This window comes from Sediminibacterium sp. FW305-C-269, from assembly GCF_058231045.1.
In genome coordinates this window covers 491,797-517,517 of the sequence record NZ_JBIQXQ010000003.1, presented here as the reverse complement: position 1 = coordinate 517,517, position 25,721 = coordinate 491,797, and the positions used below count along the sequence as shown (strand labels likewise).

The 25,721-nt window shown below is 47.0% G+C and carries 18 protein-coding genes and 1 other RNA gene; 12 read left to right on the top strand and 7 right to left on the bottom strand.

Translation table 11 applies throughout. The features are described 5' to 3' along the window. The first annotated feature begins 27 nt into the window (after window positions 1-27). The 6 genes from ACH3Y6_RS12180 to ACH3Y6_RS12155 all read left to right on the top strand — a co-directional run bounded on the left by ACH3Y6_RS12180 (window position 28) and on the right by ACH3Y6_RS12155 (window position 12,041). Window positions 28-2,388 carry an ABC transporter permease gene (locus ACH3Y6_RS12180; RefSeq protein ID WP_490835889.1) on the top strand — a complete coding sequence of 787 codons (2,361 nt, stop codon included), beginning with the start codon at window positions 28-30 and terminating at the stop codon, window positions 2,386-2,388. A gap of 67 nt (window positions 2,389-2,455) precedes the next feature. Beyond that, window positions 2,456-4,813: an ABC transporter permease gene (locus ACH3Y6_RS12175; protein ID WP_490835888.1), complete on the top strand. Its 2,358-nt coding sequence runs from the start codon at window positions 2,456-2,458 to the stop codon at window positions 4,811-4,813. A 49-nt stretch (window positions 4,814-4,862) separates the two neighbouring features. Beyond that, the gene (locus ACH3Y6_RS12170) at window positions 4,863-7,298 is read left to right on the top strand and encodes an ABC transporter permease (RefSeq protein ID WP_490835887.1); all 2,436 of its coding nucleotides are present in this window, start codon (window positions 4,863-4,865) and stop codon (window positions 7,296-7,298) included. An 88-nt stretch (window positions 7,299-7,386) separates the two neighbouring features. Then, entirely contained in the window at window positions 7,387-9,777 is a 2,391-nt protein-coding gene (locus ACH3Y6_RS12165; RefSeq protein ID WP_490835886.1) for an ABC transporter permease, read from the top strand. 135 nt (window positions 9,778-9,912) lie between these two features. Beyond that, window positions 9,913-10,581 (top strand): ABC transporter ATP-binding protein, encoded by a 669-nt coding sequence (locus tag ACH3Y6_RS12160; protein ID WP_490835885.1) that lies wholly within the window; start codon window positions 9,913-9,915, stop codon window positions 10,579-10,581. A 14-nt stretch (window positions 10,582-10,595) separates the two neighbouring features. Further along, window positions 10,596-12,041 carry a TolC family protein gene (locus ACH3Y6_RS12155; RefSeq protein WP_490835884.1) on the top strand — a complete coding sequence of 482 codons (1,446 nt, stop codon included), beginning with the start codon at window positions 10,596-10,598 and terminating at the stop codon, window positions 12,039-12,041. Window positions 12,042-12,089: 48 nt separating this feature from the next. Here ACH3Y6_RS12155 and ACH3Y6_RS12150 read toward each other — a convergent pair whose 3' ends face one another. Continuing rightward, a complete protein-coding gene (locus ACH3Y6_RS12150) occupies window positions 12,090-12,569 on the bottom strand; it encodes a DinB family protein (protein WP_490835883.1) in 480 nt (159 codons plus the stop codon). 33 nt (window positions 12,570-12,602) lie between these two features. On the opposite strand from ACH3Y6_RS12150, the gene ACH3Y6_RS12145 reads away from it, so the two are divergent. Beyond that, window positions 12,603-13,052 carry an acyl-CoA thioesterase gene (locus ACH3Y6_RS12145; protein ID WP_490835882.1) on the top strand — a complete coding sequence of 150 codons (450 nt, stop codon included), beginning with the start codon at window positions 12,603-12,605 and terminating at the stop codon, window positions 13,050-13,052. Then, the gene (locus ACH3Y6_RS12140) at window positions 13,049-13,573 is read left to right on the top strand and encodes a GNAT family N-acetyltransferase (protein WP_490835881.1); all 525 of its coding nucleotides are present in this window, start codon (window positions 13,049-13,051) and stop codon (window positions 13,571-13,573) included. The genes ACH3Y6_RS12145 and ACH3Y6_RS12140 overlap by 4 nt, the downstream gene beginning before the upstream one ends. Before the next feature lie 227 nt (window positions 13,574-13,800). Here ACH3Y6_RS12140 and ACH3Y6_RS12135 read toward each other — a convergent pair whose 3' ends face one another. Further along, a complete protein-coding gene (locus ACH3Y6_RS12135; RefSeq protein WP_490835880.1) occupies window positions 13,801-14,004 on the bottom strand; it encodes a hypothetical protein in 204 nt (67 codons plus the stop codon). Between the two features lie 266 nt (window positions 14,005-14,270). Between ACH3Y6_RS12135 and ACH3Y6_RS12130 the strand changes: the two genes are divergently transcribed. Together ACH3Y6_RS12130 and ACH3Y6_RS12125 are read left to right on the top strand one after the other, a co-directional pair. Then, complete coding sequence (locus tag ACH3Y6_RS12130) at window positions 14,271-17,054, top strand: S9 family peptidase (RefSeq protein WP_490835879.1); 2,784 nt, start codon at window positions 14,271-14,273, stop codon at window positions 17,052-17,054. 152 nt (window positions 17,055-17,206) lie between these two features. Next, entirely contained in the window at window positions 17,207-18,214 is a 1,008-nt protein-coding gene (locus tag ACH3Y6_RS12125) for a Gfo/Idh/MocA family oxidoreductase (protein WP_490835878.1), read from the top strand. Window positions 18,215-18,276: 62 nt separating this feature from the next. On the opposite strand, the gene fsa is transcribed toward ACH3Y6_RS12125, so the two are convergent. From fsa to ACH3Y6_RS12110, 3 genes are all read right to left on the bottom strand, one after another. Beyond that, window positions 18,277-18,927, bottom strand: coding sequence for a fructose-6-phosphate aldolase (gene fsa, locus ACH3Y6_RS12120; protein ID WP_490835877.1), 651 nt, complete (start codon window positions 18,925-18,927; stop codon window positions 18,277-18,279). A gap of 106 nt (window positions 18,928-19,033) precedes the next feature. Next, an RNA gene (ffs, locus tag ACH3Y6_RS12115) (signal recognition particle sRNA small type) lies at window positions 19,034-19,132 on the bottom strand. An 84-nt stretch (window positions 19,133-19,216) separates the two neighbouring features. Beyond that, window positions 19,217-20,497 carry a type IX secretion system plug protein gene (locus ACH3Y6_RS12110; RefSeq protein ID WP_490835876.1) on the bottom strand — a complete coding sequence of 427 codons (1,281 nt, stop codon included), beginning with the start codon at window positions 20,495-20,497 and terminating at the stop codon, window positions 19,217-19,219. Window positions 20,498-20,590: 93 nt separating this feature from the next. Here ACH3Y6_RS12110 and ACH3Y6_RS12105 point away from each other — a divergent pair, with 93 nt between their 5' ends. Continuing rightward, window positions 20,591-21,829 (top strand): ABC transporter permease, encoded by a 1,239-nt coding sequence (locus tag ACH3Y6_RS12105; protein ID WP_490835875.1) that lies wholly within the window; start codon window positions 20,591-20,593, stop codon window positions 21,827-21,829. A gap of 14 nt (window positions 21,830-21,843) precedes the next feature. Here ACH3Y6_RS12105 and ACH3Y6_RS12100 read toward each other — a convergent pair whose 3' ends face one another. Further along, window positions 21,844-22,572, bottom strand: coding sequence for an RNA methyltransferase (locus ACH3Y6_RS12100; RefSeq protein WP_490835874.1), 729 nt, complete (start codon window positions 22,570-22,572; stop codon window positions 21,844-21,846). A 5-nt stretch (window positions 22,573-22,577) separates the two neighbouring features. Here ACH3Y6_RS12100 and ACH3Y6_RS12095 point away from each other — a divergent pair, with 5 nt between their 5' ends. Beyond that, window positions 22,578-24,953, top strand: a complete 2,376-nt coding sequence (locus ACH3Y6_RS12095; RefSeq protein WP_490835873.1) for a BamA/TamA family outer membrane protein — start codon at window positions 22,578-22,580, stop codon at window positions 24,951-24,953. On the opposite strand, the gene truB is transcribed toward ACH3Y6_RS12095, so the two are convergent. Next, window positions 24,930-25,655: a tRNA pseudouridine(55) synthase TruB gene (truB, locus tag ACH3Y6_RS12090; protein WP_490835872.1), complete on the bottom strand. Its 726-nt coding sequence runs from the start codon at window positions 25,653-25,655 to the stop codon at window positions 24,930-24,932. The genes ACH3Y6_RS12095 and truB overlap by 24 nt on opposite strands. Window positions 25,656-25,721: the final 66 nt, after the last annotated feature.

Here is a 25,721-nt window from a genome sequence, read left to right as displayed (position 1 = left end):
GAACCATTACCAAAGCTACCCATCACCATGTTCAGGAATTATTTGAAAATAGCCGTAAGAAATCTTTTAAAGAACAAAGGGTTTTCTTTCATCAATATACTGGGCCTGTCCGTAGGCATGGCCAGCGCCATATTAATCCTATTATGGATCAACCATGAAATGAGCTACGACCAGTTTCATGAAAAGAAAGACCGTATTTATGAAGCCTGGAACAAAGACACGTTCAGCGGTAAACTGCAATGCTGGAATACCACTCCGAAGATCTTCGCCCGTACGGTAGAACGTGATTTCCCGGAAGTGGAGATGGCCACACGTGTGAACTGGCCCAGTAATTATCTCTTCTCCATCGGCGAGAAAAGGCTTACAGTAGCAGGCAATATCGTAGACTCGAATTTCCTGCATGTATTCAGCTTCCCCTTACTCAAAGGAGATCCGAACACAGTATTGAAGGACATGTATTCGATCGTACTCACAGAAACCACAGCCAAAAATTTCTTTGGTGATACAGATCCGATGGGAAAACAGGTCCGCATCAACGACAAGGATAATTTTACGGTAACCGGCATACTGAAAGATCTCCCCAACAATACCCGCTTCAAATTCAACTACCTGCTGCCCTGGGCCTACCTCCGCAAACAGGGTGAGGATGATGCCAACTGGGGTAACAATTCCACACGGAACTATGTCCTGCTGAAACCCAATGCAACACTGGCTTCCATTGCACCGAAGCTGAAAACACTCAAACGAAAATACGATAACTCGGAGCTGACCAATGAAATGTTTCTCTATCCCATCCAACGCTGGCGCCTGTATTCCAGTTTCACCAACGGCGTAGAAGATGGCGGACTGATCGATTTTGTAAAAATGTTTGCCGTCATCGCCGCATTTATCCTGCTCATCGCCTGCATCAACTTTATGAACCTGAGCACCGCACGCAGTGAAAAAAGGGCAAAAGAAGTAGGTATCCGGAAAGTGGTAGGCGCCAACAAAGGTTCACTGATAGGACAGTTTCTCGGAGAATCCATTCTGATCTCATTGATAGCAGGCCTCGCAGCCTTACTGATCGTGCAGCTTGCATTACCGGCTTTTGGCACACTTACCGACAAAAAACTATCCATCGACTACAGCAACCTCTATTTATGGTTGATCTTTATCGGTTTTGTATTGTTCACAGGTGTCATCGCAGGAAGTTATCCCGCATTCTACCTATCAGCCTTCCAGCCGGTAAAAGTGTTGAAAGGTACTTTCCTGAAATCAGACAAGGTAGTCACTCCGCGGAAAGTACTGGTGGTATTGCAGTTCACTTTTGCCATCATCCTGATCATCTGTACTGCCATCGTAAAAGAACAGATCCAACATGCCCGCAACCGGGAAATGGGCTACGATAAGAACAATCTCATCTTCCATTTTCTTACCGGCGATCTTGAAAAGAATTATGCGCTGGTCAAAAACGAACTGCTCGGATCCGGCGCTGCCACTTCCGTTACCAAGACCAGTTCCCCCATCACACAGGGATGGAGCGATACCTGGGGCATTGAATGGAAAGGAAAAGCTCCGGATGACAAAACAGATTTCGACCGCTTCTCTGCCGATGAGGATTTTGGAACTACCGTGGGACTGCAATTTGTTAAAGGACGTGATTTTAACCTGAAACAGTATATCACAGACTCTACCGCTATGATCCTGAATGAATCTTCTGTAAAAGCGATGGGACTGAAAGAACCTATTGGAGAGATCGTTAAAGACAATGGACGCGAATGGCATGTGGTAGGTGTAATCAAAGATTTTATCCTGCAGTCACCCTACTATCCCACCAAACCCATGATCATTGAAGGGGCCAAAGGCTGGATGAATATCATACACATTAAACTCAACAACAAGAACACTACTGCAGATAATCTAAAAAAAGCGGAAATCATCTTCAAAAAATACAATCCTGAATACCCTTTTGAATACAAGTTTGTGGATGAGGATTATGCTGCCAAGTTCAAATCGGAACAACGAACCGGAACCCTGGCCGGCTTATTCGCAGGACTTACCATTTTTATTTCATGCCTCGGTTTGTTTGGCCTGGCAGCTTATATGGCAGAGAGCCGGATCAAGGAAATAGGTGTCAGGAAAGTGTTGGGCGCGTCTGTAACGGGCATTGCCACCCTTTTATCCAAGGATTTCATCGGGCTGGTAGTGATCTCATTCATACTGGCATCTCCCGTAGCATGGTGGTTCATGCATAACTGGCTGCAAAACTACCCGTATCGGGTATCTATTGAATGGTGGGTCTTTGCTTTCGCTGCCGGGCTCAGCATCCTGATCGCAATAGTAACAGTCAGTTACCATGCCATCAAAGCGGCCAATGCCAATCCGGTAAAAAGCCTGCGTACAGAATAAGAAAGATCACACGAACGGATCAGCACATGAGAAACAGTTGCATCCTTTCACAACTTAAAACAAACCAATGCTAAAGAATCATTTGATCGTCGCATGGCGGAACCTGGTAAGGAACAGTTCGTTCTCCATTATCAACCTGTTGGGACTCTCGATTGGCATGGCGGCCACAATGCTCATCCTGCTGTGGGTGTACGCGGAGAAATCATGGAACAAGCACAATGAGAAATATGCCAATACGTACCATGTCATGTCCAACCGGAATTTCAATGGCGTGATCAATACCGGCCCTGATATGATGTTCCCGCTGCCGGCAGCAGCGAAAGCAGCTTATCCGGAAGTGGAGAACGCAGCTGTAGTTTCGTTTGGCGAGAAGACAATCTTTACTGTTGGTGAAAAGATCCTGACCAAAAACACCCTCACCACCACAACTGATTTTTTCAAGATATTCAGCTTTGACTTCATAGAGGGAGATGCCTCTGTGATCAACGACCCGGATGCCGTGACCCTGACCCAATCTACCGCCAGGTCACTGTTCGGCAACGGCAATGCTTATGGCCGCGCTGTAAAGATCAACAATGACAGGAACGCTGTGGTAAAAGCGGTCGTTAAGGATATTCCCGCGGGCTCTACCATACAGTTCGACGCATTGATCACTTTTAACCCATCCTCCCCCCAGGTAATTGCCGATCAAAATGGATGGGTGAACTGTGGAAACCGCGTATTCCTGACCACCAGGCCCGGAACCAACATATCTGCACTGGAAAAGAAATTGCTGGACCTGATCAGATCAAAGACGCAGGGCGACAATCCCACCACAAGGGGCAGCCTGATACTGCATCCCATGTCCAAGTGGCGCCTGTTTGAAGAATTCAAGGACGGAAAAAATACCGGTGGACGGATCCAGTATGTATCTCTTTTTATCTGGATAGCACTGATCATACTGGCCATTGCCTGCGTAAATTTCATGAACCTCTCTACCGCACGCTCTGAAAAGAGAGCCAAAGAAGTGGGTATCCGTAAAACACTGGGTTCAGGGAGAGGCCAGTTATTGGTCCAATTTATCACAGAGTCGATACTATTATCCGTAACTGCAGTGATACTGGCAACCGGATTGGTGTACCTGCTGCTCCCCGCATTCAGCCAGTTGTTAAATGAGCCCATCCGTATTCCGTATGAAGAACCCATGTTATGGTTAATACTGGCCGGCATTGCATTGGTTACCGGTTTGCTGGCAGGCAGTTATCCCGCATTTTACCTGTCTGGGTTCCAGCCTGTGAAAGTACTTAAAGGAAGTTTCCTGCCTACCCGGGGCGTATTATTACCCAGGAAAATACTGGTGACCGCTCAGTTCATCGTATCTATCGTACTGGTCTCCGCCACTTTCATTATTTACCAGCAATTACAATATGTCAAAACACGCGATATCGGCTTTTCAACTAACAAGCTGGTAACGGTAAACGCATCGAACCAGACAGACAAAAGTTTTGATGCGCTTCGAAACGACTTGCTACAAACAGGGCTCATCACATCAGTGAACCGCGCTTCCAGTCCGCCCTCTAACATCTTCGGATTCACTTCAGGTGTAAAAGCAATCAATGCACCTGTTAGCAATAACCTGATCATCGGGTTCATGTTCACAGATGTGGATCTCACCAAAACCCTGCAGGCAAGGATCACGGAAGGACGTGATTTCAGAAGAGGTGACAGTCTGGGTGTGATTTTCAACAAAGAAGCTATTAAACTGATGGGACTGAAAAACCCCATTGGCACTGCCGTAAACTGGGCGGGAAGAAATATGGAGATCGTAGGCGTAGTAGATAATATGATCATGGGTTCCCCTTACGAATCAGCTGCTCCGCTGATGTTCCGTTATGAAGACAGGTGGTCTCGCTACATCAATATCCGCATCAACGAAAAGGCCGATATACGTAAGACCATGGCTTCTATTGAATCCATCTATAAAAAATACAGTCCTGCCTTCCCTTTCGAATTTAGCTTTGCAGATGATGAATTCAACCAGAAATTCAAGACAGAACAGCTGATCGGACGTTTATCCGTGATCTTTGCCGGTCTGGGTATTTTTATCTGTTGCCTCGGTTTATTCGGACTGGTGTCTTCATCGATAGAAAGAAGAAAAAAAGAGATTGGTATCCGTAAGGTGCTGGGAGCTTCCTTACAACAACTGTTGTTATTGCTGTCGAAAGAATTCCTGTACCTGGTAGCCATTGCTTTCCTGATTGCCATACCTACCGCCTGGTGGGGCATGCACCGCTGGCTGGAGAATTTCAGTTATCGCGTAGTGGTCTCTATCTGGATCTTTTTTGCAGTAGGCCTACTAATGCTGGTGATCGCACTGCTGACAGTCAGTATGAATGCCACGAAAGCAGCACTAACCAATCCGGTAAAAACATTAAGAAGCGAATAGCAGATATCGGCGAATCCATGTTCGCCGGGTATCATTAAAAATACGACTTATGATACAGAACTACCTGAAAATGGCCTGGCGTAACCTGATGAAACATCGGTTCATCTCGTTCATCAACCTCTTTGGGCTGACCATGGGGCTGGCCTGCTGCCTGCTCATCAGCATTTATATCATACACGAGACCAGTTACGACAGATACCACAGCAAAGCCGATCGCATTTACCGGGTAACCCGGAATTTCAATAATCCGGATGGTACGGTTACGCTCAGACTCAGCACCATTGCGCCACCCTTTGGGCCACTGTTAAAAAATGATTTTCCGGATATCCAGCAAGTGACGAGGCTGCTGCCCAGCGGGAAAACACCCGTCAAATACGGGGAGAAACTTTTCAACGAAACACAATTATTTTTTGCCGACGAACACCTGTTCGACGTATTTGATGTGGATGTAACCAAGGGTAACCCGCAAAAAGCCCTGCAGGATCCATTCACTGTAATGGTTTCAGAAAAAATCGCCAGGAAATATTTCGGTAATGAAGAAGCATTGAACAAGATTATTAAGATCAACAATCAGTTCAACCTGAAAGTAACGGGTGTATTCCGCTCGTTCCCGTCCAACTCACATATTCACCCAGAGATCATGGTATCTTTTAATACCCTGAAAGATTCTGCAGTATATGGCGAGAAGCAATTACTGACAAACTATGGCAACAATTCCTTCTTCACTTATTTCCTGATCCCCGAAAAGTATCCTGTTAAGCAGATAGAAGCGCAGTTCCCGGCATTCATCGACAAACACGTTTTTTTTCCTGGCGCACCTCCTACCGTGAAGTTCTCGAAGCTTACCAGTCTGGGGATACAGAAACTAACCGACATCCACCTATACTCACATACAGATTATGAAGCAGAGGAGAATGGAGATATCACCCGTGTGTACATCTTCGCTGTGATCGCTCTGATTATACTGTTGATCGCCTGTATCAATTATATGAACCTGGCCACAGCCCGTTCTGCACTCAGGGCAAAAGAGATCGGGATCCGCAAAGTAGCGGGAGCCGGGAAAGGTGAACTGATCGTACAATTCCTTAGCGAGTCCGTATTGATCGCCTGGATAGCCATGATACTGGCTGTATTGATCGCCTGGATAACTTTACCCTGGATCAACCGTTTATCGGATCTGGCATTAACAGGACGTATGCTTCTGAACTGGAAATACATGGCTCCGGTGATCCTGGTCCCTTTTATCGTAGGTATTACATCGGGTATCTACCCTGCCCTGTTCATGTCTTCTTTTCAACCCGTCAAAACGCTGAAAGGTTTATTCAGGGCTGGCGGCCGTAGCCTTTCATTCCGACAGGCACTGGTGGTGACACAGTTTGGGATTTCCATCGTATTGATCATTACTACAGCCATCGTGTTCCAGCAACTCCGGTATATGCAACAGGCCAAACTGGGTTATCAGAAGGAACAAGTGCTTGCACTTCCCTACTATTTTACCAGCAGCAGTCAGTATGAAGCTTTCAGGAATGACATACTTACACAAAGGCATATACAAACCATCGGACGTTCCTCACGCATCCCTACGGGTCGCCTGCTCGACTCGCAGAATGCAGCCGCCGAGTCCGGCGACTCCTTACAGCCCGTTAATGCGGAACTGAAATACCTTGCCATAGACCAGGATTTTATTCCTTCTTACGGTATTGACATGGCCGCAGGAAGGAATTTCTCCAAAGCGATCGTTACAGATACCGCCAATTTCCTGCTGAATGAAACCGCAGTAAAAGTGCTGGACTGGCCTTCAGCAGAAAAAGCGATCGGGCGGAATTTCTCCTATGGCGGCACCCGCGGTAAAGTGATCGGGGTTGTCCGGGATTTCCACTTCGAATCACTGCGCCAGCGTATCGCTCCGATGGTTTTGTCGATGCCCAACCCGGCACTTCCTAATTTCTACAACGCCCTCTCTGTCAAGATAGCTGGCAACAACACCAAAGAAGCAGTGGCCTCCATCGAGAAAATATGGAAAACGTATTTACCGGAGATCCCTTTTGAATTTTCATTCGTAGATGACAGTTACAACAAGCTGTACCAGGCTGAACAGAGGCAGGGCCGGTTGTTCACCATCTTCGCGGGTATTGCCATACTGATAGCCTGCCTGGGTCTGCTGGGACTCTCCTCCTTTGCCATTACACAAAGGATCAAAGAGATCGGCGTACGCAAAGTGCTGGGTGCAGGAACAGGCAGTATTGTGTTCCTGTTATCCAAAGATTTCATGAAACTGGTATTACTGGCAGCACTGATCGCTTTCCCGGTTGCCTGGTACGCCATGAGTCAATGGCTGGCAGATTTCGCCTACCGCATTCCGGTAAGCTGGTGGATCTTTGTGGCTGCAGGCAGCATAGCCGCCGCCATTGCCCTGCTTACTGTCAGTATACTGGCCATCCGTGCAGCTATCGCCAACCCTGTAAAAAGTTTACGAACAGAATGATCTACGTGAGTAGTGAGTGGTGAGTAGGTAGTCCACATTCACTACTCACTACTCACTACTCACTACTCACTACTCACTACTCACAAATATGATCCGAAATTATCTCAAAACCGCCCTCAGAAGTTTTCAGAAGAACCGATTCTTCACATTTATCAACCTAGTGGGGCTCACCATAGGTTTCACCTGTTGCATACTGATGGGTTTATATATACAAAACGAACTGAGCTATGATCGTTTTCAACAAAAAGGCAACCGAATAGCCCGCGTCATCATGTCCTACAGTTTTGGTGAAAAAATAAACAAGGGCAACTACACCAGTACAAAAGTAGCCCCCGTTTTCAAACGTAATTTTCCCGAAGTGGAATCAGCGGTTCGTATGTACCAGTCTGGCCGGATCGTAAAATTCGAGGATAAGGTATTCAATGAAAAGAAATTCATGTACGCAGATTCCACTTTCTTTGACCTATTCTCCTTCCGGTTACGCCAGGGAAACACCAGCACTGCGCTGGCTGGTCCTAACAAGATACTCCTTACCGAAACAACAGCACGCAGGTATTTCGGCAATACCAATCCGGTTGGCAAGACGCTACTGATCAGTGCTTCGCAAACGCCCTACCTCATCACAGGTATCATACAGGATTGCCCGGAAAGTTCACAGATAAAATTTGATTTCCTGGCGTCCTTCTCTTCCATGGGGGAAATCCAGGAAACAACTTACTGGAATGCAAACTATACTACCTACCTGCTGCTGAGAGATGAGAACAGTTTCATCTCCCTGCAGAACAAGATACCCGGGTTCATGAAAAAAGAAATGGCCGACCAGCCCAATACCTATGTTTCATTTGAACTGGAGCCTTTTACTAAAATACATTTATACTCACCTTATCCCGGTTTTGAACCCAACAACAGCATCACCTATATCTATATTATCTGTGCAGTAGCCTTGCTGATCTTATTTATCGCCTGTTTTACCTATATCAATCTCGGTACGGCCAGCTCTATTGAAAGGGCTAAGGAAGTAGGCATCCGCAAAGTACTGGGCGCCGATAAATGGCAGGTATTCTGGCAACACATCGGCGAATCCCTACTGCTATGCCTGATTGCCCTGCTGGTAAGCCTGATCCTGGTGGCGATGGCACTTCCCTGGTTTAACGGACTAGCAGACAAGCATATCAGTTATTCGGCACTATTCACGCCGGTGAACCTGTCTTTCCTCTTGGCTGTATGGATCATCGTCAGTTTTGCAGGAGGAAGTTATCCTGCAGTGGTATTGTCTGGTTTTCAACCGATCAAAGTATTGAAAGGGCTGTTCCGCAACAGCAGTTCGGGGCTGCTGGTCAGAAAGTCGCTCATCGTTTTCCAATTCATGATCTCTGTATTCCTGATCGTTGCCACCCTGGTCATACAGCAGCAGATGAATTATATCCGCAGCAAGAACCTGGGATATGATCGGGAGCATGTATTGCTATTACCGCTGGATCAGAAAATGCTGGAGAACTACCCCACCCTCAAAACCGAATTGAAAAAGAAAACAGGTATCCTTGCTGTATCCAGGGCCGTGAGCAACCCCACCATGATAGAAGGCGGATACCATATGCGGAGTGATGCGATGCCACCGGATGGAATAGTTTCCGTGACAGCTTCGCCTGTTGACGAGGAATATGTGAAAACGACCGGTCTGCAACTGATTGCCGGAAGTGATCTGACACAACAGGACATGGAAAATGCAGACGAATTGAAACATCCCGAAGATCCGGCCTATCAATTCATACTGAACGAGTCTGCTGCCAGAGAATTGGGCTGGACGGCACAGACCGCCATCGGTAAAAAGATGTTTCTTGGCGATGACAGGCCCGGTTATGTGAAAGCCGTGATTAAAGATTTTCATTTCAGGTCGCTGCACGATAAAATCAACCCATTGGTACTCTTCCCATCCTCCAGGAGTTCACAGATGCTGGTGAAACTGGATGGTAACAACCTGCCATTGGCGATCACCAGCATGGGAGAACTATGGAGAAAAATGGTGCCGCACAGGCCTTTTGAATACCGGTTCATGGACGACGCATTCAATGAACTCTACGAAAGCGAGAACCGGCTGGCAAAGGTACTGTCGGTATTTGCCGGCATCGCCATATTGCTGGCCTGTTTGGGATTATTGGGATTGTCGTCTTTTGCGGCGCAGCAAAGGATTAAAGAGATCGGTATCCGAAAAGTGCTGGGGGCCTCCCTGTTCCAGATCGTAACCATCCTGTCTAAAGAGTTTATCCTGCTGGCATTGCTTGCATTTCTGCTGGCCTTCCCCATTGGCTGGTGGGCGGTCAACCAGTGGTTGCAGGATTTCTCATACCGGATCACAGTTCATTGGAGTGTCTTTGCTATAACGGGTATCGCTACCATCACCCTGGCTTTGCTTACGGTGACTTTCCGTGCACTTAAAGCGGCACGGAGCAACCCGGTGAACAGTTTACGAACAGAATAGACATGTACGAACACAGACAGCAACTGTCCGTTTTCGTACACCTTCCAATAGCAATAATTCACAAAATCCTTTCCTGGCAAGGGTTTGTAAAGATGGCATAAACTTTGACTTTCGACCTTAACGATACAACCGACTATGATCCAGTTAGAAAAAATCTACAAATGGCATAACAACGGGAATAACCGGGTGTTCATCCTGAAAGACATCAACCTTGGTATTGAGGAAGGAGCATTCATTTCCATTATGGGCCCTTCAGGATCGGGTAAATCCAGCCTGCTGAACATTATCGGCATGTTGGATGAAGCTTCCGAAGGCAATTACCGCTTTTTAGGACAGGATGTGTTCCAGATCAAAGAGAAACAACGTTCCGACCTGTACAAACAGAATATCGGTTTTGTCTTCCAGGCATACCACCTCATTGATGAGCTGACCGTTTATGAGAATATTGAAACACCCCTGCTCTATCAGAAGATCAAAACAGCGGAACGGCAATCCATGGTAGCGGATATGCTCGACCGGTTCAACATAGTGGGTAAAAAAGATCTCTTCCCGTCCCAGTTATCCGGTGGTCAGCAGCAGTTGGTTGGGATTGCCAGGGCACTGATAGCCAAACCCAAACTATTACTGGCAGACGAACCTACGGGAAATCTCAATTCCAAACAGGGCGAAGAGATCATGGAACTTTTCAAAAAGATCAACGAGGAAGAGGGCGTTACCATCATACAGGTAACGCATTCAGAGAAAAATGCCGCATACGGCAACCAGATCATCAACCTGCTCGATGGCAGGATCGAAAAAAATTAAATGGCATAGCGCATATGAAAAAAAGACTTCTTACGGGCATCACATGGGTAGGGTGTTTACTGTTAAGCATCGGAAGCAGTGCACAGAACACGGATACGAACAACGGCGTACTCACACTGAAACAATGTATTGAGAGGGCCATCCAAAACAACCTGCAGGTAAGACAGGCTGAATACCAGGCACAGTCCGACAAAGTGATCTATCGTCAGGCAAAAGCCAGCCAGTTACCCTTTATCTCGGGAGCAGTGAACCATGGCATCAACCAGGGCCGCAGCATCGATCCTTTCACCAACACTTATGCCAACCAGCAGATCAATTTCGCGAACTACAACATCAATACCAGCGTCACCCTCTGGAACGGTTCTGCCATACAGAATATGATCCGGCAGAATGAACTGTCTGCCAAAGCCAGTGAAATGGACTGGCAGCAGGCCAAAGACAATATCACCATCAATGTGATACTGGCCTACCTGCAGGTGCTGAGTGCACAGGAACAGCTCTCCATCGCACGCAACCAGGTAGAAGTTACCAAGGCCCAGGTGGCCCGGCTCGAAACGCTGAATGCCAGTGGCGCCATCGCCCCGGCCGTATTGTACGACCTGAAAGGTCAGCTTGCATCCGACCAGCTGGGTGTGATCAATGTGAAGAACCAGCTGGAGACTGCACGCATCAACCTGTCGCAGATGATGAACATGCCCTACCAGGCATCCCTCCAATTGGAGGCACTCGCTTCACCCGTTACACCTATTTTATACGATGGCACAGCCGATAATATTTACCAGGCAGCCACACAACAGCTGGCGCTGGTAAAAGCAGCCGAATACCGGAAACAAAGCGCACAGAAAAGATACCTGTCGGCCAAAGCGCAATTATTGCCCACGCTCAGTTTTAACGGAGGTTTCGGCACCAATTATTCCAGCGTGGCCACCCGGCAGGAACTGATCAGCACTACCGATATGCCCACCAATCAGTATGTAGACCTGAGCGGCAGCAAACTCCCTGTATTTGCACCGCAAAGCAATTACCAGAGCCATAAGATCACCTATGGAGACCAATGGACCAACAACCTGAACTCTTCATTGAGCATTGGCCTGCAGATCCCGATCCTGAACGGATTACGTGCGCGCAGCAATATGAACCAGGCTAAGATCGCCGAGAAAAGGACCAGCTTTGAGGCTCAGACGGTCAAAACACAGCTGCGGCAATCGGTTGACCAGGCCTATATCAATATGAATACCGCTTTTGAACGCTACCAGACCCTGGCACGTCAACTGGAGGATTTTACCATTTCTTTCAAAGCGGCTGAAGTCCGTTTCAATGCGGGTGTGAACACTTCCGTAGAATATATGATCGCGAAGAACAATGTGGACAGAAGCAATGCCAATTTCATTGCAGCCAAATATGATTACCTGTTACGGGTAAAAGTGCTCGACTTTTACCAGGGAAAACCTTTGTGGTAAAGAGCTTTCTCATGTGTACATATCTGTTATGTCGCAGGCCCTGTATTTTTACAGGGCTTTTTTGATCAACTGCATCTGCCCCATATGATAGGCATCGTGTTGCAGACATCCCATCAGCAACTGATAATAGGTCTGCCCTTTCATGGGCGATGCCTTATCAAGTGATGACTCATCAAACCTTGTGATCACCTGGTGCAGTTGGCGGTAAACCTCTTCAAAATGTGCCAGTGTGGTTTGCCAGGAGTCATCATCCGGTTGATCAGGCAGGTACATGTCGGGCATAGGAGGCTGTGCATTCTTTCCCTGTAAACGGATCATCACAGTTTTTCGCCAGTAAATGATGTGGTTAACGAGTTGCCAGATACAATTACCTTTCTCATGCAGTTTCTGAACTGCGGTGCTGTTGGATACGCCCTCCAATACCTGCTGCATGTTCAGTCCTACCCAGCAATCACCCTGCTGCAGATCGTCAAATAAATGACATATTTTCTCTGTTTCCCGCATAATTTTGAATTGAATGGTAAACATAGCAGAATTTAGCACTCAGAAAAAGACTCTTACATGAATGGATATAGCAAACAGATCGAGATCAGATGGAGCGATATTGACCCGAATTTTCATCTGCGTCATTCTGTATATTACGATTTCGGCGCTTTTGTTCGGGTAGCGTTCATGACAGAACACGGACTTACCCCTTTTGTGATGCAACAGAACCAGATAGGCCCCATCCTGTTCCGCGAGGAATGTATGTTCAAAAGGGAAATCCATTTCAGCGACAAAGTGGAGATTTCCTTGAAAATGGTGAAAAGCACCCATGACATGAGTCGCTGGACCATGATACACGAAATCTGGAAGAACGGTAATACACTCAGCGCCATCATCACCATCGACGGAGCCTGGATCGATACTGCTACCCGTAAACTGGCCGTACCGCCGGAATCCTTCCGGCAGGTATTTAACAGCATGCCCAGGTCAGCGGATTTCAGCTGGACCGAAAAGAAGACCGTATGAACATTCAACAGATAGACAAGTCGAAAGCAGCAGAACTTTCCGGGTTGGCTAAAGCCATTTATGTGGAGCATTACCTGCATTTATGGTATCCCGGCGGAGCAGAATGGTATATGAATGAATATGCCTATCCGGAAGACAAACTGCAGGCAGAGCTGGCCGATCCTAACAACCTGCATTATATCGTTTACAACGACAAAGGTTTGCCCGAAGGTTATCTCAAACTAAAACTGCAGTCCGTATGCCATGTTTGTGAAAACAAAACCGGGTTGGAGATCGAAAGGATCTATCTGCACAAAGCCTTTACGGGAAAAGGGATCGGTAAGCAGTTGATGGAATTAAGTGAAGCAATTGCCCGGCAGCACAACCAACAGCTTATTTTTCTGAAAGCGATGGACACCAGTCTTGATGCCATCCGTTTTTACAAAAAGATGGGATTTACAGAACACGGCAGGCTGGTATTACCTTTTGAAAATATGAAAGAAATATACCGGGGTATGGTAATACTCTGCAAACAGCTCTAAAAGAAAAAGCCCCTTCTCAGGGGCTTCGGATTATTTACCCGGTACCGATTGCTATGCCACCGAGTTGTAACCTTTAACAGGATAAAACTACTTGTCCTTACCAGCGCAAAACTGATTATTCGGGCGTTAGAGGATTATTATCGGTGAACGGTATGATTTTCTGTAAAACAGCTGCAGGATACCCCGTAAACAAGGCGTATCACAGCCTGGAATCAGCTGACCGGCTGTTACAGGAACAGGCGGCATGCCACACGAGTGGTTTTCATACCACGGCGCAGTTTCCACATATCAACAGCACCGAAACGGTGGTTGACCTTTTTGCGATTTACAGGAAGTACACCGGTTGCAACGGTTTCTTTTACTTCGCTTACCAGTTGCTTCAATTGATTTGCCTCGATCTGGACAATAGAGGGCATGACATTATTCTTCATAATATTTCTATTTTTTACTGTTATGTTTTATACCGAGCAGAAAGGGGGAAAGAACCAGTTCAATCGTTAGAAGAAACTCCAGATAACATCACCCATGAGAGTCTTTAATAATACGTTCTCGGTTTCAGGGTGCAAATGTACAGCTTTTCAACATAATGGAAAAATAAAACTGCAAATACTATGTTAATGTATATAAATAAGCTTCCATACAACAAGCGGGTAGCTGCATCAGCAAGTTTGGTTATCTTGGTTAAAACTATACGCTTATGTTCAGGAAGTTCTTTCTTGTGCTGTTACTGGCCAGCTGTGTAACAGGCAGTGCCCTGGCACAACAAAAAAAGACATTGCCCGTAGACGATTACGGCAAATGGCAAAGCATTGGTGCCAACGACCTCTCACCCAATGGTGAATGGGTAGCTTACCAGCTACTGGTGCAGGAGGATAACGACACGCTGTTCGTTACCAACCGAAGCACCGGCAAATCCTATAAACTGGAGTTTGCCAGCGCACCGGAGTTCTCTAAAGACAACAAATGGTTGGCCTACCGTATTGGTTTGCCGTTCAAAGAAGCAGAGAGACTTCGAGACCAGGGTAAACCCATCGAATACAAAATGGGACTACTGAACCTGGAAACGGGTAAAAAAGAAACCGTGCAGAACATATCCCGGTTCGGGTTTTCACGCAATGGAAAGTTCCTCGCCGTGTACCTGTCTCCTCCGAAAGAGAATAAGGAAAAAGGCAGTGTACTGTTGCTGAAAAACCTGGCGGATAATTCCACCCGAACCATTGGCAATGTCACCGACTATGCCTTCAACAAAAAAAGTGATTTCCTTGCCTATATCACAGAATCGGCCAATATCGCCGGAAACTCTGTGGAACTGTTCAACCTGAATCACTATACCTTAAAAGTGGTGGCCAGCGACACAACCCGTTTCTCAAAACTTACCTGGCAGAAAGAGGGTGATGGATTCAGCTTCTTCAAGACCTTTAAGAAGGATACACACGAGGAAGAGAACGCCATGGTATACAGTTACACGGATATTTATAAGAATCTTGCATTACAGGTCTTTGACCCAACCACCGTAGCTGGTTTTCCGAAAAACATGCGGATCTATAACGGTTCTGCACTCAGGCTCAGTGATGACATGAGTGCCGTTTTCTTTGGCCTGAAGACCTGGACCCTGAAATCCAAAAAAGAGGACAAAAAGAATACGGACAGCAGCAAAAGCAAAACAGACAGCACAAAAATGCTGGCAGCAAAGAGACCTGCCGTTGATGAAAAATTACCTGCAGTGGATATCTGGCATTGGAAGGATCCAGAAGTACAACCACGACAGAAAGTGATGTTTCCACAGGACAAGGAAGCCAGTTACCTGTCTGTATGGAACCTGGGCAACGGACAGTTCTACCAACTGGCGAAAGAGAACACACCCGATGCATTACTGACCGGCAACCAGAAATTTGCCATCACTTCCACCAACAAAAAATACAAACCCGCTTTTAAAGAAGACTATGCGGATTTTTACCTGGTGAATACGCAAACCGGCGAAGAGAAATTATTGTATGAAAAATCGCTGGCAGGTGCCTACACCGGTCCCCGCCCCTCTCCTGACGGCAAATACCTGTATTATTTCAGAGACAAACATTGGTGGGTATATGATATCGCTGCGGCCAGGAATACCAACATTACCCAAAACATAAAAACGGATTTCCAGGATATACGCGACGATCATCCTGCTACCAGGCCACCGGTGGGTGTTGGAGGATGGACCAAATCCGACAAGGAACTCTTATTGTATGACGAGTACAATATCTGGGCAGTGAAGCCAGATGGCAGTGGGGGAAGAAAATTAACGCAGGGAGAAAAGGAAGAGATCATGTTCCGCGTATATCGGACCGATTTTGAAGAACCTTACCTGGACGATAGCAAAGCGATCTATTTTTCCGCCTATGGCGATAAAAGTAAAAAGTATGGTTATTACAAATGGGAGAACGGGAAAACCGACAAACTCATTTTCGAAGATCTCTCCATCAGTCGCCTGACAAAAGCCAGGGATGCCAACAGTTTCCTTTATGTAAAACAGGATTTTCATTTATCGCCCGAACTTTTTGTTAGCGATAATTTCAACAACGAAAAAAAGGTCACCGGCACCAATCCACAGCAGGATAATTATTACTGGGGTAAGAGCCGCTTGATCAGCTATACCAATACCAAGGGCAAAAAAATGCAGGGCGCGCTGTTCTATCCTGCCAACTATGAGCCAGGTAAACAATACCCGATGATCGTTTATATCTATGAGCTGTTGTCGAATACTGTTCATACTTACACCAATCCATCAGCGCGGAGCCCTTACAATACCACCAATTTCACCACCAATGGTTATTTTGTATTCCGGCCCGACATTGTATATGAGACCAACGAACCCGGCACCAGCGCTGTGAACTGCGTGGTGCCTGCTGTAAAAGAGGTTCTAAAAACAGGTATGATCGACAAAGACAAAGTAGGCCTGATGGGACATAGCTGGGGTGCTTACCAGACCTCTTTTATCATCACACAGACAGATATCTTCAAAGCTGCCTGCGCCGGAGCTCCGCTCACAGACCTGATCAGCATGTCCATGAGCATTTACTGGAACAGCGGTACACCCGATCAGAAGATCTTCGAAACCAGTCAGGGCAGGTTTGATGGTCCCTGGTATGAAAGAACTGATGCGCATATCCGTAACTCACCCATGTTCAATGCCGGTAAGATCAAAGCACCTTTGCTGGTGGCTTTTGGCGATAAGGACGGGGCGGTTGACTGGCACCAGGGCATCGAAATGTACGGCACTATGCGCCGGATGGAAAAACCGCATGTGATGCTGGTATATGCAGACGAGAACCATGGTCTTGCCAAAAAAGAGAACCAGATCGACTACCAGAAAAAACAAAGAGAGTGGTTCGATCATTACCTGCTGGGCAAACCCGCAGAAAAATGGATCAGCAACGGGGTCTCTTATCTCGATAAAATGAAAGAACGCGAAAAACCCGCCTCCACCACAACCAACTAAACCGTTATCGTAATCTCATCACATAAAACCTGCCCCAAATTGGAGCAGGTTTTATAATTTTAACCCAATCGATCATTCACTCATTCTCTCATCCACTCATTCACTCATTACTCCCTATGTCTCCCATTAAAACAGCCCTACTTTCCTTCGGCATGTCTGGAAAGGTCTTCCATGCCCCTTTCATCGATCTGCACAAAGGATTCGAACTGACCGGTATCTGGGAAAGAAGCCGATCAGCATCAGCCGAATTTTATCCGAAGGCCAGGATCTACCGTTCACTGGAAGAAATACTGACCGATCCGTCCATAGAGTTAGTAGTCGTCAATACCCCTACCGGAACCCATTATGATTTCACCAAACAGGTATTACTGGCAGGCAAACATGCTGTGGTAGAGAAAGCCTTTACCACAACTGTAGCTGAAGCTATAGAACTGAACGCATTGGCAGAACAGCAGCAGTTGGTGCTCTCAGTATTTCAGAACCGCAGGTGGGACAGTGACTTTGCAACCGTTACACAAATCGTTCAGGAAGGCTGGCTGGGCGAGATCATGGAAGCAGAGATCCATTTCGACCGTTTTAAAGATGAATTGAGTCCTAAACTGCACAAAGAAATCGCTGCGCCGGGTGCAGGTATCGTCAGTGATCTGGGACCGCACCTGATAGACCAGGCCCTTTATTTGTTCGGCATGCCGCAAGCTGTTTTTGCGGATATCCGCATTACCCGGCCGGGTTCACAGGTTGATGATTATTTTGAGATACTGCTGTATTATCCCCTGCTGCGCGTTCGTTTAAAATCGGGATACCAGGTGCGCGAGCCCTTTCCTTCGTATGTGATACATGGGCGCAAAGGATCTTTTCTGAAGACGCGTGCAGACGTGCAGGAAACCCGGTTGCTGGCCAATGAGAAACCCAACCTCACAGATTGGGGAACAGAGCCCATATCGGAACAGGGATTGTTGCATACTGAAAAAAACGGTCAGGTAATTCGTGAAAAAGTACCCACCCTGCAGGGAAATTATTACGGCTATTATGAAGGCATCTATCAATCGTTGCGCCACGGGAAACCGGTTCCGGTATCAGCCACCGATGGTATCCATGTGATGCAGATCATTGAAGCGGCCAGGGAAAGCAGCCGGGAAAGGAAAGTGATGGACTTATAGTAGTCAACAATAGAAAACCCACCGAATGGTGGGTTTTCTTATCAATTGTGTATTCGTTGGTATTACATTTTCTTAGCGTCTTCCAGGAATTTAGCCAGGCCGATATCTGTTAACGGATGTTTCAGCAGGCCAAGGATAGAGTCCAGCGGACAGGTACACACATCAGCGCCCAGTTCAGCCGCTTTGATGATGTGCAGCGGGTTGCGGATAGAGGCAGCCAGGATCTCTGTTTTGTAGTTCTGTACATCAAAAATATGACGGATCTGACCGATCAGCTCCATTCCATCCCAGCCGCTATCATCAATACGACCAATGAATGGAGAAACATAGGAAGCACCCGCTTTGGCAGCCAGTATGGCCTGCCCGGCCGAGAATACCAGCGTACAGTTGGTACGGATACCATTATCGGTGAACCACTTGATGGCTTTGATACCATCTTTGATCATAGGGACTTTTACAACGATATTGGGATGAATGGCAGCCAGTTTCTTACCTTCTTCCACCATGGAGGCAAAATCGGTAGACAGCACTTCCGCACTGATATCACCATCCACCAGTTCGCAAATGGCTTTGTAATGCTGGGCAATGGCTTCCTCGCCTTTAACCCCTTCTTTGGCCATTAAACTTGGATTGGTGGTTACACCATCCAGAATTCCTAAATCATTGGCTTCCTTAATCTGGGCCAGGTTACCCGTGTCAATAAAAAATTTCATATTGGTATTGCAGATTATGAATTAACGGATTACGGATTTGTCGGATGAATAATTCTTTTGCATTCCGATCATTCGCACATCAGCCATTTTTCGAGTAGAAGAAAAAAAATGGCAGGCTACTCGCATCGCACCGCTCAACCGCTTATCCTTGCTGCATTCCTGCCCTGGGGAGGTTCAGCAGGAGCTGGTCGTGCGAGACCTGCCGGCGCAAAAATAAGGGTTGACAGGCTAATTCAACTATTTTTTTGAAGGATTCTGACTGAAATAAATATCCCGTACATACATGCATTCAAAAAACCGGCCGCTCATTACGTGAATTCACTGAACGGATCCCCACCAATTCATCATGACGGCTACTGAAAGAACGATAATAAAACAGGACAGTATATTCATTCTCCGTTTCCCAGTAATTTCCTTCCGTTAACGATGGCTCCGCTTTTTCTTCCGGATGTTGATCGTTTTTGGTCACATAAGCATAACTGTAATAGCCCTGTTTCAGCAAGATGGTCTTGGTGTACAGTCCCCGGGCCGCATCATAGTCCATCTTCGAAGTATCCCCAATCTGGTTACCGGTACAGGATCCCAAGAGGTACACCGATCTTCCGGCAAAAGGCTGCCTGTTGGCAGGGGCAAAAGTAAAATGCACATATGCATAATCTGTTTGCCACCAGGGATTCAGCGATTCTGTTGTGTTGATCTCATCCCAGCCATTGCGGTCGCGGAAAAACAGGTAACGGAGATTATTTCTTTCCAGATCAGGTTTCAGATATACATCAACCGGTTCCCTGGTTTTATCAACCCGGTCCATCCTGTCGCTCAGGAAACGGAAACTCTGCAGATCAGCCCAGCGGTATTCTTTCCCTGCGGGGAAAATGCAGTCCTGCTCTGCATTGTATTCCATCATCTTACCGCGGATAAAAGTCGGTTGTATATCCCTGATCGCATCGTCCCAGCGGTTATTCTGCAGGATCACAAGTTTGGTCTGCTGCGGGCTCAGTATATTCAGTTGCTGCGTATTCACCGCCACCTGTATCTTCTGGTGGGTGCGCAGGATCTCATTATCAAAAGGCTGCTGTACCTGCGCCCCCACACTGGCCCGGTTATCCACTACCAGCATCCGTTTGGTAAAAGCCAGTCTGGACGTATCCGCATCCAGGTATACTTTCAGCAGGTAATTGCCGCTTTTCGAAGGCATACAGTTCCGATCCGGCAACAATGCCTGGTAATGTACATATCGGCTGGCAGTAACCGTAGAAACCCGGTATTGACTGAGACGGTTCTGCGGAAAACCTTTGATATAATCGAACGGGCTCACATCAGCCGGCGTCCAGTCGGCATTGCACAGTACATAGGTATAATAGTAATTTTTAGGGACCCCGCTCATATCGTCGAAATGCAGTTCCAGCAGGTCTGAAGAATTCAGCGTGATCAGGGCCATACTTTGCTGGTTATTCTGCTGAAACAGCCTGGGGGTGCGTATCTCCGGCATATAAACATGGTCTGGCAATCTTTGTGCAGTTGCCTTGCCCATACCTGCTATCAATAGTACCCAAAAGAAAAGGTTTCGCATATGTGCCATTCAAGCTTAAACATACAACATTTCTGTAACCAATTGCTTTTGGGGCATTGCCTGCAGCTGTGTAGTTTTGGTGCAACCAAAATCGTGCCGTTGAACCTGGCTTTTCATATTGCCAAAAGGATCGCGTTTAACCGACAGAAAACCTTCTCGCGGTTCATCATCCGCTTATCTGTTACCGCAACAGCGCTCAGCGTAATGGCGATGATCATTACGCTATCTTTTGTAAACGGTTTCCAGCGAACGGTATCAGAAAAAGTATTCAGCTTCTGGGGACATGTACGCGTACAGAAATACGAACCCAACAAATCACTGGTAGCCGAAGAAACGGCCATCAACAAGGACACATCCATTGAGGCATTGATCAGGCGGGACCCGGATGTTCTGCAACTGCAGGGTTTTGCCACCAAATCGGCCGTACTGGAAAAAAATAAGGAGATTGAAGGGGTATTGCTCAAAGGCGTTGAACGGGATTATGACAGCAGTCGTTTACATCCTTACCTGTCAGAGGGCAGATGGATCCGATTTGATACAGCCGGTTACAGCAAAGAGATCCTGTTATCGAAGCAACTGGCGGCCCAGCTAAAGATTAATCTGTCGGATACCATTACCGTTTATTTTATTTCCGGAACCGATGGTGCCAGGACCTACCGGAAACTGACAGTGGTAGGTATTTACAAAACGGGCATCGAAGAATACGACAAACTATTTGTGCTGGGCGACCTGGACCTGATACGCCGGGTGAACGACTGGGCACCCGACCAGACAGGCGGCTATGAGATCTTCCTGAAAGAACACAGCAGCATCGACAGTGTGAGCAACCGTTTGTCCGAAGCCTTACCCGCGGCCTGGATGAGCCGCAGTATCCGCGAAGTGTATCCCAATATCTTTGACTGGCTGAGCATACAGGATATGAACCGCGATGTGATCTTTATCGTGATGTCGGTGGTGGCTATCATCAACCTCATCACCTGTTTGCTGATACTGATACTGGAGCGAACCCGTATGGTAGGCATCCTGAAGGCATTGGGAGCCGAAGACGGGTTGATACGGAAAGTATTCCTCTACCATGCCACCGTGATCACATTCACCGGTATTGGCGCAGGTTTCATACTGGGTATAGGCCTCTGTTTACTGCAACAGTCCACCGGTTTTATTACACTGGATGAAGCCTCCTACTATGTATCCACCGCTCCCGTAAAGATTATCTGGTGGCAGATCTCGCTGGTATGCGCAGTAACAGCCCTGGTCTGTTACCTGGCCCTGATCATTCCCACCTGGCTCATCAAAAAGATAGAACCGGTAAAAGCGATACAGTTCCGGTAAGATCGGGCAGCCGGTTATTTTACCCGGGTAAGATGAGATACGATGATACCAGCAGCCACCGCAGCATTTAACGATTCGGCTCCACCGATCCTGGGAATGGTAATGGGATGTGAAATGAATGGCAATAACTCCGGCGCAATACCTTTGGATTCATTTCCGATCAGCAACAAACCCTCTTTCAGCGGTGCTTCTTCGTACAGGTTCTTACCTTTTAACAAAGCACCATACACCGGCAGTTTCACCGATTGCAGAAAGGACAACAAAGGTTGATACCATACCTGCACCCTGGCAAAACTACCCATGGTACTCTGGATCACTTTGGGATTATAGAGTTCAACGGTGTCCGGACTGGCAACGATCTGCCGGATCCCAAACCAGTCGGCAATGCGGATGATGGTACCCAGATTACCGGGATCCTGAATATTATCCAGCACCAGAGTAAGCTGGTTCTCCAGTTCCAGGCCGTTAGCCTGCTCCGGCTGTACCACTACGGCCAGTACCTGGTTGGGGGTTTGCAGGTTACTGATCCGTTCCAGTTCCGGTTCGGTGATAACGGTCAGATTCGGCAAGTGGCTGTGTTTCTCCGCCCAGGCAGGCAGTGCATAAATACCTTTCACCTCATATTGGGTGAGTAACAGCTCTTCTACCAGCTTGGCACCCTCCACAATAAATAACCGTTCTTCCTGCCTTTGTTTTTTCTGGCACAAAGATTGGATATATTTGAGCTCATTCTTGCTTAACATTCTGTATGGGTTTGACCTTTCATAATATATTTATTCGTTCTTTTCTCTGTTTCTCCTTACTGCTGGTACTCTTCAGTTCCTGTTCAATAGTGAATTTTACTACCGTCAAAAATCCACCCACCAACAAAGCTTTTGTATTCGATAACAAGATCGAACTCAAAGGAAATATTTCCAAAGATGAGAAAAAACGTTTGTCCGAAGAACTGGTCAATTACTGGGATGACAGCCTGAAAGTACCAAAGATCCAGCAGTTCGGAGTTTTTTATAAGATCAAGAACCCGCCGGTATTCGATTCGGCCAATATCACCCGCACCGTAGCGATGATGAATGCTTACCTCAATTCGCAGGGATATTATTACGCCACTTATGCAGATTCCGTGAAGATCGATACCGTAAAAGAACAGATCCGCGCAAAGATCAATATGCGTATCCAGGTGGGTAAGAATATCACGATTGATTCTGTTTCCTTTGCCCTGGGCGATAGCACCCTGCAGCAGCTTACCAAAGAAAAAGAAAACAGCACCCTGCTGAAAAAAGGGGTACCCTATACCAAAGGTTTGATCAGCGCTGAGCTGGACAGGCTGGTGAGTCTTTACCGGCAAAATGGATATTTTCTGTTCACCCGTGATGATATTTTTGCAGAAGCCGATACCACCGATCCCCGCCTGCTTGAATTAACACTCGACCCTTTTAAACAGGCTCAGCTGATTGCAGAAGCGGCCAAAGCAAGAAGGGAAAATCCCACCTGGGACATTACCATCTTCAACAGGCCCATCACCGATTCAAACCGGCTAAAACAATACTATATTGGTCAGCTGTACTACTATCCGGAGACTAAAATGTCTGATATCCCGGACAGCCTGCTGAAACGGACTGATTTCCTGGAAACCCATCGCAGGAATATGACCATTCGTTACAAAAAAGGGCTTTTCAATTACCGCCCGCTGCGCGAACATACTTTTTTACGCAACGGTTCCCTGTACAATGAGAACGATTATTTCAAATCGATCAACACACTCGGACAGATCGGCGCCTGGCAACAGGTGGATGCCAGGCCGGTGATCCGGAGTAAAGACAGCCTGGATGTCTATTTTTTCCTGGCTCCCGCCATCAAACAGAATTTCACCGTAGACCTCGAAGGCAGTCGCAACACAGCCGATTTCGGTCTGGGTAATCTCTGGGGTATCTCCACCAATTTCGCCTACAATAACAAAAACGTATGGAAAAGCGCAGTGCAATCGCTCACCACTTTACGTACGGGAGTAGAGCTCAATCTGCTTACCAGCGACAAAAGCCGTTTGCTGCAGACATTCCTGGTGAATGTAGGACACACGTACGCATTCCCCAAACTCATCGTTCCTTTCAAGAACTGGCGCGCGTTGAGCAGGCTCGACAATAAAAAAACACTGTTCTCTGTCAACGGCTCATATGTGGATAGAAGGGATTTTTACAAACTGCGTTCATTGGTGACCAGTTGGGGATATGAATGGAAAAAAGGAAATAATACCTGGCTGTACAAACCATTGAATGTGGAGCTTTACTCCATCGATACGCTGGATGGTTTACGGCGCTTGTTCGACAGCATCCCATTCTTACGATCCTCTTTCAATTCAGGCAGGGTGATCAGCCAGAGCCTTTCATTGATAAAAAATTTCATCAATAGCAACAATCCGAACCGGAGCCATTATATGCGTGTTGGACTGGAAGAAGCAGGTGGCTTGTTCGGTTTATTTGGCGGCATCCGAAATCAGATCTACCGTTATGTGAAACTGGAAGCTGAATACCGCGAGTCGATCAAAATGCGCAAGACAGAACTGGCTTTCCGGGCTTTTGCGGGAGTGGGATATAATTACGGAAATGATACGCTTCGCGACAGGACCCTACCCTTCTTTAAACAATTCTCTGCCGGTGGACCATACAGTATGCGGGCCTGGGGATTGCGGCAGCTGGGACTGGGCAGTTCGAAGCAAAGCGAAGCCAGTGCCAGCGCCAACAGTTACCGCGACCGTTTTGGGGACTTCCAGCTGGAAGCCAATATTGAATATCGTTACCCACTGGCAACCATTGCAGGCGTTAAAATCGGGAGTGCTTTGTTTGCAGATATCGGTAATATCTGGAACTTGAAGACCAATACCATTGACCCCGAAGCAAAATTCTCTTTTAAAAACCTGGGGCGTGATCTCGCGATCGGCGTGGGTACCGGCGTGCGGGTAGATTTTTCCTACTTCCTGATCAGGCTCGACCTGGCTTATAAAGTGAAGGACCCTGCCAGACAATACAACAATGGCTGGATGGACAAATTTCAGTGGACAGAGAACAGGGCCAATGGATTAAAGATTCCCAACTACGCTTTACAGTTAGGCATCGGCCTGCCCTTCTGATGCAACAGTTAGTTGCTTCAGTTCCTCTTCAAAACTTTCGATGCTCTGTGCATCTTCTACTTGGAACATGCCGATACGGGTCCTGCGCAAACTGCTCATATAACCGCCCACACCCAGGGCCGCACCAAAATCATGGGCCAGACTCCTGATATAAGTACCCGTAGAACATACTACGCGGAAATGCACAACAGGCAGTTCTAATTTCTCTATCGTGAAAGAATAGATCGTAACCGGCCGGGGTTCCAGTTTAACATCCACCCCTTTCCTGGCGGCCAGATACACAGGTTTGCCATCCTGCTTGATGGCAGAATGAATGGGCGGCACCTGCATGATCTCTCCGGTAAAGATTTGGGTAGCCTGGTGAATGGCTTGCTCAGTAAGATGGTTATACTCTTTGTGGTCGCGGGGCTCACTTTCCAGATCGTACGTAGGCGTAACGGCACCAAGAGTAAAAGTTCCTGTATACTCTTTCTCCATCCCCATGTATTCATTGATTTTCTTGGTAAACTTTCCGGTACACACGATCAGTAAACCGGTGGCCAGCGGATCCAGGGTGCCCGCATGCCCTATTTTCATCACCCTTGTCAGGTTCCGTATCTTACGAACCATATCAAAAGAGGTCCAGCGAAGTGGCTTATCAAACAGCAACACCTTACCCTCAAGATAAGGCTGCATATAATCCGGAAGCGGTTTCTGTTTCATGAAAATAAAACACAATTAGAAAACAAATGAACAGACGAACAGATGAGCAAGGAACTGAAGAATATC

Coding starts and splice junctions, on each gene's coding strand:
- ACH3Y6_RS12180 (WP_490835889.1), top strand. CDS start 28: ATGTTCAGGAATTATTTGAAAATAGCCGTAAGAAATCTTTTAAAGAAC.
- ACH3Y6_RS12175 (WP_490835888.1), top strand. CDS start 2,456: ATGCTAAAGAATCATTTGATCGTCGCATGGCGGAACCTGGTAAGGAAC.
- ACH3Y6_RS12170 (WP_490835887.1), top strand. CDS start 4,863: ATGATACAGAACTACCTGAAAATGGCCTGGCGTAACCTGATGAAACAT.
- ACH3Y6_RS12165 (WP_490835886.1), top strand. CDS start 7,387: ATGATCCGAAATTATCTCAAAACCGCCCTCAGAAGTTTTCAGAAGAAC.
- ACH3Y6_RS12160 (WP_490835885.1), top strand. CDS start 9,913: ATGATCCAGTTAGAAAAAATCTACAAATGGCATAACAACGGGAATAAC.
- ACH3Y6_RS12155 (WP_490835884.1), top strand. CDS start 10,596: ATGAAAAAAAGACTTCTTACGGGCATCACATGGGTAGGGTGTTTACTG.
- ACH3Y6_RS12150 (WP_490835883.1), bottom strand. CDS start 12,569: ATGTTTACCATTCAATTCAAAATTATGCGGGAAACAGAGAAAATATGT.
- ACH3Y6_RS12145 (WP_490835882.1), top strand. CDS start 12,603: ATGAATGGATATAGCAAACAGATCGAGATCAGATGGAGCGATATTGAC.
- ACH3Y6_RS12140 (WP_490835881.1), top strand. CDS start 13,049: ATGAACATTCAACAGATAGACAAGTCGAAAGCAGCAGAACTTTCCGGG.
- ACH3Y6_RS12135 (WP_490835880.1), bottom strand. CDS start 14,004: ATGAAGAATAATGTCATGCCCTCTATTGTCCAGATCGAGGCAAATCAA.
- ACH3Y6_RS12130 (WP_490835879.1), top strand. CDS start 14,271: ATGTTCAGGAAGTTCTTTCTTGTGCTGTTACTGGCCAGCTGTGTAACA.
- ACH3Y6_RS12125 (WP_490835878.1), top strand. CDS start 17,207: ATGTCTGGAAAGGTCTTCCATGCCCCTTTCATCGATCTGCACAAAGGA.
- fsa (WP_490835877.1), bottom strand. CDS start 18,927: ATGAAATTTTTTATTGACACGGGTAACCTGGCCCAGATTAAGGAAGCC.
- ACH3Y6_RS12110 (WP_490835876.1), bottom strand. CDS start 20,497: ATGCGAAACCTTTTCTTTTGGGTACTATTGATAGCAGGTATGGGCAAG.
- ACH3Y6_RS12100 (WP_490835874.1), bottom strand. CDS start 22,572: ATGTTAAGCAAGAATGAGCTCAAATATATCCAATCTTTGTGCCAGAAA.
- ACH3Y6_RS12095 (WP_490835873.1), top strand. CDS start 22,578: ATGGGTTTGACCTTTCATAATATATTTATTCGTTCTTTTCTCTGTTTC.
- truB (WP_490835872.1), bottom strand. CDS start 25,655: ATGAAACAGAAACCGCTTCCGGATTATATGCAGCCTTATCTTGAGGGT.